We start from the raw sequence: 5,699 nt of genomic DNA, 5'->3' as shown, positions 1-5,699 counted from the left end.
GGGCAGGGGCAGTGGGTGGCGGGGTGGGTTCCGGGGGCTTTGCAGCGGAGGCCTCGGGAGGCTTGGCCGGGGTGGCCTCCTTCTCCTTGTCCTTGGTGCAGGCGGTGAGGGCGAGCAGCAACAGTCCAGTGGTCAGGATTCGAGTGCGCATGGCGCGCGCATCCTACCGCCAACCCGGGCTGGGGCTCTAGTTTCTTCAGCGTTTCCAGCCGGTTACACCTCGCGTGCGCTACCGCAGCTCGCGAACGGCCTCAGGACTCCAGCGCCAGCGCCACCAGGGCCTCGGTCATCTTCCCCGGGCGGTGGTTGGCGAAGCCCGGCAGCCCCACGAGCGCCGCCTCGGCGTGATCCATGTCGTCCAGGCGCACCACCCGCGAGCCCGGGATCTCCGCGTCCACCTGCGCCACCAGCCCGTCATTGGGCAGCCCGTAGCGCTCGAACATGTAGTGGGCCACCGGCCACAGCAGCGATCGCCGCGAGTAGCGCGAGCTGGCCAGCGCCACCGTGGGCACCTCCCCCGCATAGGGGTGGCGGCGCACGAACTCCATGCGGGCCGGGTAGCTCAGGTCCTGCACCGAGCGGGACACCCCGTAGAAGAGCAGCGGGAAGGCGATGTCCAGCATGCGCCGCAGCTCCGGCGAGTCCGTCATGTCGTGGGCGATGGGCGAGCCGCCGTAGGGCGCCTGGATGGCCACTACCGCGCGCACGTGCTGGCGCAGCTCCGGGTAGATCGCCAGCGTCGCCAGGCTCTCCACCGCGCCCTTGCTGTGGCCCACCAGCACCACCGAGCGCTTGAAGAAGGCCGCATCCTCCAGGGCCCGGCGCACCACCTCCACGTTCTCCGTGAGCGAGGACTCCGTGTCCACCTGCACCTCGCGAGTCTCCAGCCCCCGGTGCTCCAGCCGAGCCCGGTTGTCCTCCAGGTAGCCGTACAACTCGTCCCCCAGCAGCCCCTTCACCATCAGGTACAGGTGTCGCCGCGCCTCGCTTGGGAGCACGGGCTCGTCCCGGCGGACCCGCGCGTAGATCTGCCGGAAGCGGTCCGTGGCCTCCGTGGTGGGCGCCGACTCCGCCCGGAACCACCCCGCCAGCCCGGCGCAGCCAGCGCCCCACCACTTCTGGGCCGGGGGCAGGCCGCGGAGGGAGCGCACCAGCCGGGCCAAGGCTCCGGTGCTCGGGGCCGGGGCAGCCGCGGGCTCGGGAGCGGGAGGGGATGAGGCAGGGAGATCGGGGGGACGCACCGGCTGCGACATGGCCCCCGCAGCGTACCGGGGAGGGGCCCACATCCGCCAACCCCCACCCCCCCCAGAAGCCCTCGCCCCAGAGGTCCAGGCTCGTGCTAGAAAGTCCCCAGTCTGGGGAGGATTCCACGCTGACCACGGGACAGGAATGGCTGGTGGACGCCAGCGGCTGCACGCCAGAGCGCCTCAAGGACCGGGCCGCCCTGGCCGCGCTCTTCGAGGAGCTCGTCGTCCTGTTGGAGCTGCGGGTGGTGGGCCAGCCGCAGTGGCACGTGTTCCCAGAGCCCGGTGGAATTACAGGCCTGGCGCTGCTGGCCGAGAGCCACCTGGCCATCCACACCTTCCCCGAGCACGGGTTCGCCGCGCTCAACGTCTACTGCTGCCGCACCCGCCCGCGCCCGGACTTCGAGGCGCTGGTGGCCCGCTTCCTGGGAGCCCGAGGCTGCAGTGTCCGTGAGCTGGCGAGGGGGGTGACGGCGTGACCCAAGGGCAATGCCCCTCGTGTGGCGCCCCGGTCGAGTTCACCGCGGGCTCGGCGCAGGTGGTCGTCTGCAGCTACTGCCAGACGGTGGTGGCCAGGAAGGGAGCCAACCTCGAGGCGCGCGGGAGGATCGGCGCCGTCGTCGACACCGACTCGCCGCTGCGGCTGGGGCTCGAGGGCCGCTACGGCAAGACGGGCTACCGGCTGGTGGGCCACATCCAGAAGGATCACGGCGCGGGCCCGTGGGACGAGTGGTACGTGCAGTTCGACGACGAGCGCACCGGCTGGATCAGCGAGTCCGAGGGCGCCTTCCACGTCCTGTTCGATGCGGGGATGGAGGAGGGGCTCAAGCTGGACGATGTGTACCCGGGTCAGCGCCTGCACCTGCGCAACCGCGCCTTCGTGGTGGAGGAGCGTGGGCATGGGCGTGTGGTGGCCGCCGCGGGTCAGCTCCCCAGCGACGTGGATCCCACGCAGGACAGCTACTACGTGGACGCCACGGGCCCCAAGGGCGTGTTCGCCACGCTGGACTTCGGCACGCGCACGCAGGACCCGGAGGTCTTCCTGGGCCAGCGGCTCAAGCTGGAGCAGCTCGGCATCCCGGTGGATCAGCTGCGCCCCCGGACGAAGAAAGTCTCTCTGCAGCAGGCGCGGTGCACCCAGTGCAACGGCGCGCTGCAGCTGCGCGCCCCGGATCAGACGAAGCGCGTGGCGTGCCCGTTCTGCGGCGCGCTGCTGGATGCCAGCCAGGGCAAGCTCGCGTTCCTCCAGCTGCTCGAGAAGCCGGACCACGAGCCCCTCATCCCCCTGGGCGCCAAGGGCCAGCTGGATGGGACGGAGTGGATCTGCATCGGCTTCATGGTGCGCTCGTGCACGGTGGAGGGCACGCGCTACCCGTGGGAGGAGTACCTGCTCTTCCACAAGGCGCGAGGCTTCACCTGGCTGATGCAGTCCAACGGGCACTGGGTGTACCTCAAGCCCATTGACGCGGGGGACGTGTCCCTGGTGCCGGGCGTGGCCGCGCACTACGAGGGCCGGCGCTACAAGGCCTTCCAGTCGGTGTCCACCGTCACCGAGACGGTGCTGGGCGAGTTCTACTGGGAGGTGCGCGCGGGGGAGATGGCGCAGGCCATCGAGTACGTGGCGCCGCCCTACTCGGTGAACGAGGACTCCACGAGCAACGAGATCTCCTTCACCCACGGCGAGTACCTGGCACCCGCTGTCATCCAGGAAGCCTTCAAGCTGAAGGAGCCGCTGCCTCCGCCCCAGGGGGTTGCACCCAGCCAGCCGAACCCGAACACCTCCGTGTCCGCGTGGAAGTGGGCGGGCATCTGGGCCCTGGCGCTGGTGGCCCTCTACATGCTCATCAACATCTCCTCCGCCAATGTGGGGGTGCTGGACATGACGGTGACGCTGCCACCGGACGCGGTGTCCGGCCAGCCGAGCGCCATCCACTTCAGCGAGCCCTTCCAGATCCCCAAGCGCGGCAACGTCCGCGCGGAAGTGTCCGCTCCCGTGAGCAACGATTGGGTCGGCGTGCAGGGGGACCTGGTGAACCAGGACACGGGCGAGGTGACGAGCTTCTACCAGGAGGTCAGCTACTACAGTGGCTCGGACTCGGAGGGCTCCTGGTCGGAGGGTGGCCAGAGCGGGACGGAGTACCTGTCCGCGGTGGAGCCAGGCAACTACGTGCTGCGGACCACGGCGGCCTTCACGGGCGGCGTGCAGAGGGGCGCGGGCCGCTCCTTCCGGGTGCAGCTCACCAGCGACACGCCACGGGGCACCTGGTTCCTCTGCGCGTTCGTCATGCTGCTGGTGGGGCCGGCGTTCGCGTTCATTCGCTCTTCGAGCTTCGAGTCCACGCGGTGGGCGGAGAGCAACCTGTCGGATTCATGAGGAGGGGAGAAGGAGATGAAATACTTCGGTGGGCTGGTGGTGCTGCTCTACGGAGCCATGGCCTTCTCGGGCTGGGAGCCCTTCACGACCCAAGAGCGGGGCCGCGTGCCTGAAGAGGCGCGTCGCGGACCCAACGGCGTGTTCCTCTGGACCGGTGGATTCCACGGAGGCAAGTGATGGTGCTATTTGGTGCGGTGGTGAGCTGGCAGGGCCTTCTGGCGAGCGTCATCTACTCGCTCATCGGGTTGGCGGTGTTCGTCGCGGGCTTCTACGTCATCCGGTTCATTCTTCCCTATGACGTGCACAAGGAGATCGAGGCGGACCAGAACACGGCGCTGGGCATCGTCATCGGCTCCTTCATCCTCGGGCTGGCCATCATCATCGCGGCGTCCATCTCCGGATGACCTTCAGATGTCCTCAGCCCGTGAAGTGAAGTGAAGACTTGAACAAGACGCTGCTGTTCGTCACCGTCCTCGTCATCGCCACGTGTGGGCTCATCTACGAGCTCATCGTGGGGGCGCTCGCCAGCTACCTGCTGGGGGACTCCATCACCCAGTTCTCCACCGTCATTGGCGGCTACCTCTTCGCGATGGGGATTGGGAGCTACCTGTCCCGCTTCCTCGAGAAGGGGCTGGCCCAGCGCTTCGTGGAGGTGGAGCTGGGTGTGGCGCTGGTGGGGGGCTTCTGCGCCCCGGTGCTGTTCCTCACCTTCGCGATGACGGATGTGTTCCGGGTGGCGGTGTACGGGAGCGTGCTCGTCATCGGCACGCTGGTGGGGCTGGAGATCCCCCTGCTGCTGCGCATCCTGAAGGACCAGGTGAAGTTCAAGGATCTGGTCAGCCAGGTGCTGACGTTCGACTACCTGGGCGCGCTGTTTGCGAGCGTGTGCTTCCCGCTGTTCTTCGTGCCGAAGCTGGGGCTGGTGCGCACCTCGCTGCTGTTCGGGCTGCTCAATGCGCTGGTGGGGCTGTGGAGCACGTGGCTGCTGGGGCCGGTGCTCGCGCACCCGACGCGGCTGCGGGTGAAGGCGGTGGCCCTCTCCCTGCTCCTGCTGGTGGCGCTTGCGCTGGGGGACCGGCTGACGGCGTTCTCCGAGGAGAACCTCTATGCGGACGAGGTGGTGCATACCTCCACCTCGCCGTACCAGCGGATTGTCCTGACGCGGGGCAAGCGGGGCTTCTCGCTCTTCCTGAACGGGAACCTGCAGTTCGCCAGCGTGGATGAGTACCGCTACCACGAGTCGCTGGTGCACCCGGCCATGGTGCGGGGCGGCTCGGTGGAGCGGGTGCTCATTCTGGGAGGCGGGGATGGGCTGGCGGCGCGCGAGGCGCTGCGCTACCCAGAAGTCCAGTCGGTGACGCTGGTGGATCTGGATCCGGCCATTACCGGGCTGGCCACGCGGTACGAGGAGCTGGCCCGGCTCAACCACCACGCGCTGAGCCACCCGAAGGTGCGGGTGATCAACACGGACGCGATGAAGTTCCTGGCGGAGGGGGAGGCGCTCTTCGACGTGGTGATTGTCGACTTCCCGGATCCGAACAACTTCTCGCTGGGGAAGCTGTACACCACGGGCTTCTACAAGCTGCTCAAGCGGCGGCTGGCGAAGGACGGGGTGGCGGTGGTTCAGAGCACGAGCCCGCTGTACGCGCGGCGCTCGTTCTGGTGCGTGAACACCACGCTGAAGGCGGCGGGGTTCTGGACGGAGCCCTACCACGCGCTGGTGCCCTCCTTCGGCGAGTGGGGGTACGTGATGGTGGCCCATGAGGCCCCGCCGCGTCGCCGGCCCTTGCCCGAGGGGCTGTTGTTCCTCGACGACGGCACCTTGGAGGGGCTCACCCGGTTCCCGCCGGACATGGGGCCGCTGCCGGCGGAGGTGAACCGGCTGAACAACCAGGTGCTGGTGCACTACTACGAAGAGGAATGGCGTCGGTGGAACTGACGCGGCGCGAGCTGGTGGCCGCCTTCCTGGGCGCCTCCGTCGCGAGCGCCTGTCAGCGGCAGCAGGCGCCCCGCGCGCCGGTGCCGGGCGCCATCGTGGACCGGGCGGTGGACACCGGCCACAAGCTGCGAGGCGGTCCGCT

At 68.9% G+C, this 5,699-nt stretch carries 6 protein-coding genes; 5 read left to right on the top strand and 1 reads right to left on the bottom strand.

Annotated elements, in window-relative coordinates:
• Positions 1–251: 251 nt before the first annotated feature.
• Positions 252–1,151: a lipase gene (locus VD972_RS30005; RefSeq protein ID WP_324992195.1), complete on the bottom strand. Its 900-nt coding sequence runs from the start codon at positions 1,149–1,151 to the stop codon at positions 252–254.
• A 185-nt stretch (positions 1,152–1,336) separates the two neighbouring features.
• Here VD972_RS30005 and speD point away from each other — a divergent pair, with 185 nt between their 5' ends.
• From speD to VD972_RS29980, 5 genes are read left to right on the top strand one after another with little or no spacing between them, the layout of a single operon-like run.
• Complete coding sequence (gene speD / locus VD972_RS30000) at positions 1,337–1,723, top strand: adenosylmethionine decarboxylase (protein ID WP_349256558.1); 387 nt, start codon at positions 1,337–1,339, stop codon at positions 1,721–1,723.
• Positions 1,720–3,618 carry a DUF4178 domain-containing protein gene (locus VD972_RS29995; protein WP_324992194.1) on the top strand — a complete coding sequence of 633 codons (1,899 nt, stop codon included), beginning with the start codon at positions 1,720–1,722 and terminating at the stop codon, positions 3,616–3,618. The genes speD and VD972_RS29995 overlap by 4 nt, the downstream gene beginning before the upstream one ends.
• 15 nt (positions 3,619–3,633) lie before the next feature.
• Positions 3,634–3,795, top strand: a complete 162-nt coding sequence (locus VD972_RS29990) for a hypothetical protein (protein WP_324992193.1) — start codon at positions 3,634–3,636, stop codon at positions 3,793–3,795.
• Positions 3,795–4,022, top strand: coding sequence for a DUF350 domain-containing protein (locus tag VD972_RS29985; RefSeq protein ID WP_324992192.1), 228 nt, complete (start codon positions 3,795–3,797; stop codon positions 4,020–4,022). Before VD972_RS29990 ends, VD972_RS29985 begins: the two co-directional genes overlap by 1 nt.
• Before the next feature lie 38 nt (positions 4,023–4,060).
• Positions 4,061–5,557: a polyamine aminopropyltransferase gene (locus VD972_RS29980; protein ID WP_324992191.1), complete on the top strand. Its 1,497-nt coding sequence runs from the start codon at positions 4,061–4,063 to the stop codon at positions 5,555–5,557.
• Positions 5,558–5,699 lie beyond the last annotated feature (142 nt).

Source organism: Hyalangium sp. (genome assembly GCF_035629615.1).
In the GTDB taxonomy this organism is placed as follows: domain Bacteria; phylum Myxococcota; class Myxococcia; order Myxococcales; family Myxococcaceae; genus Hyalangium.
Note: the sequence above shows the minus strand (reverse complement) of the source record. Positions and strands in the feature narration are given on the sequence as shown.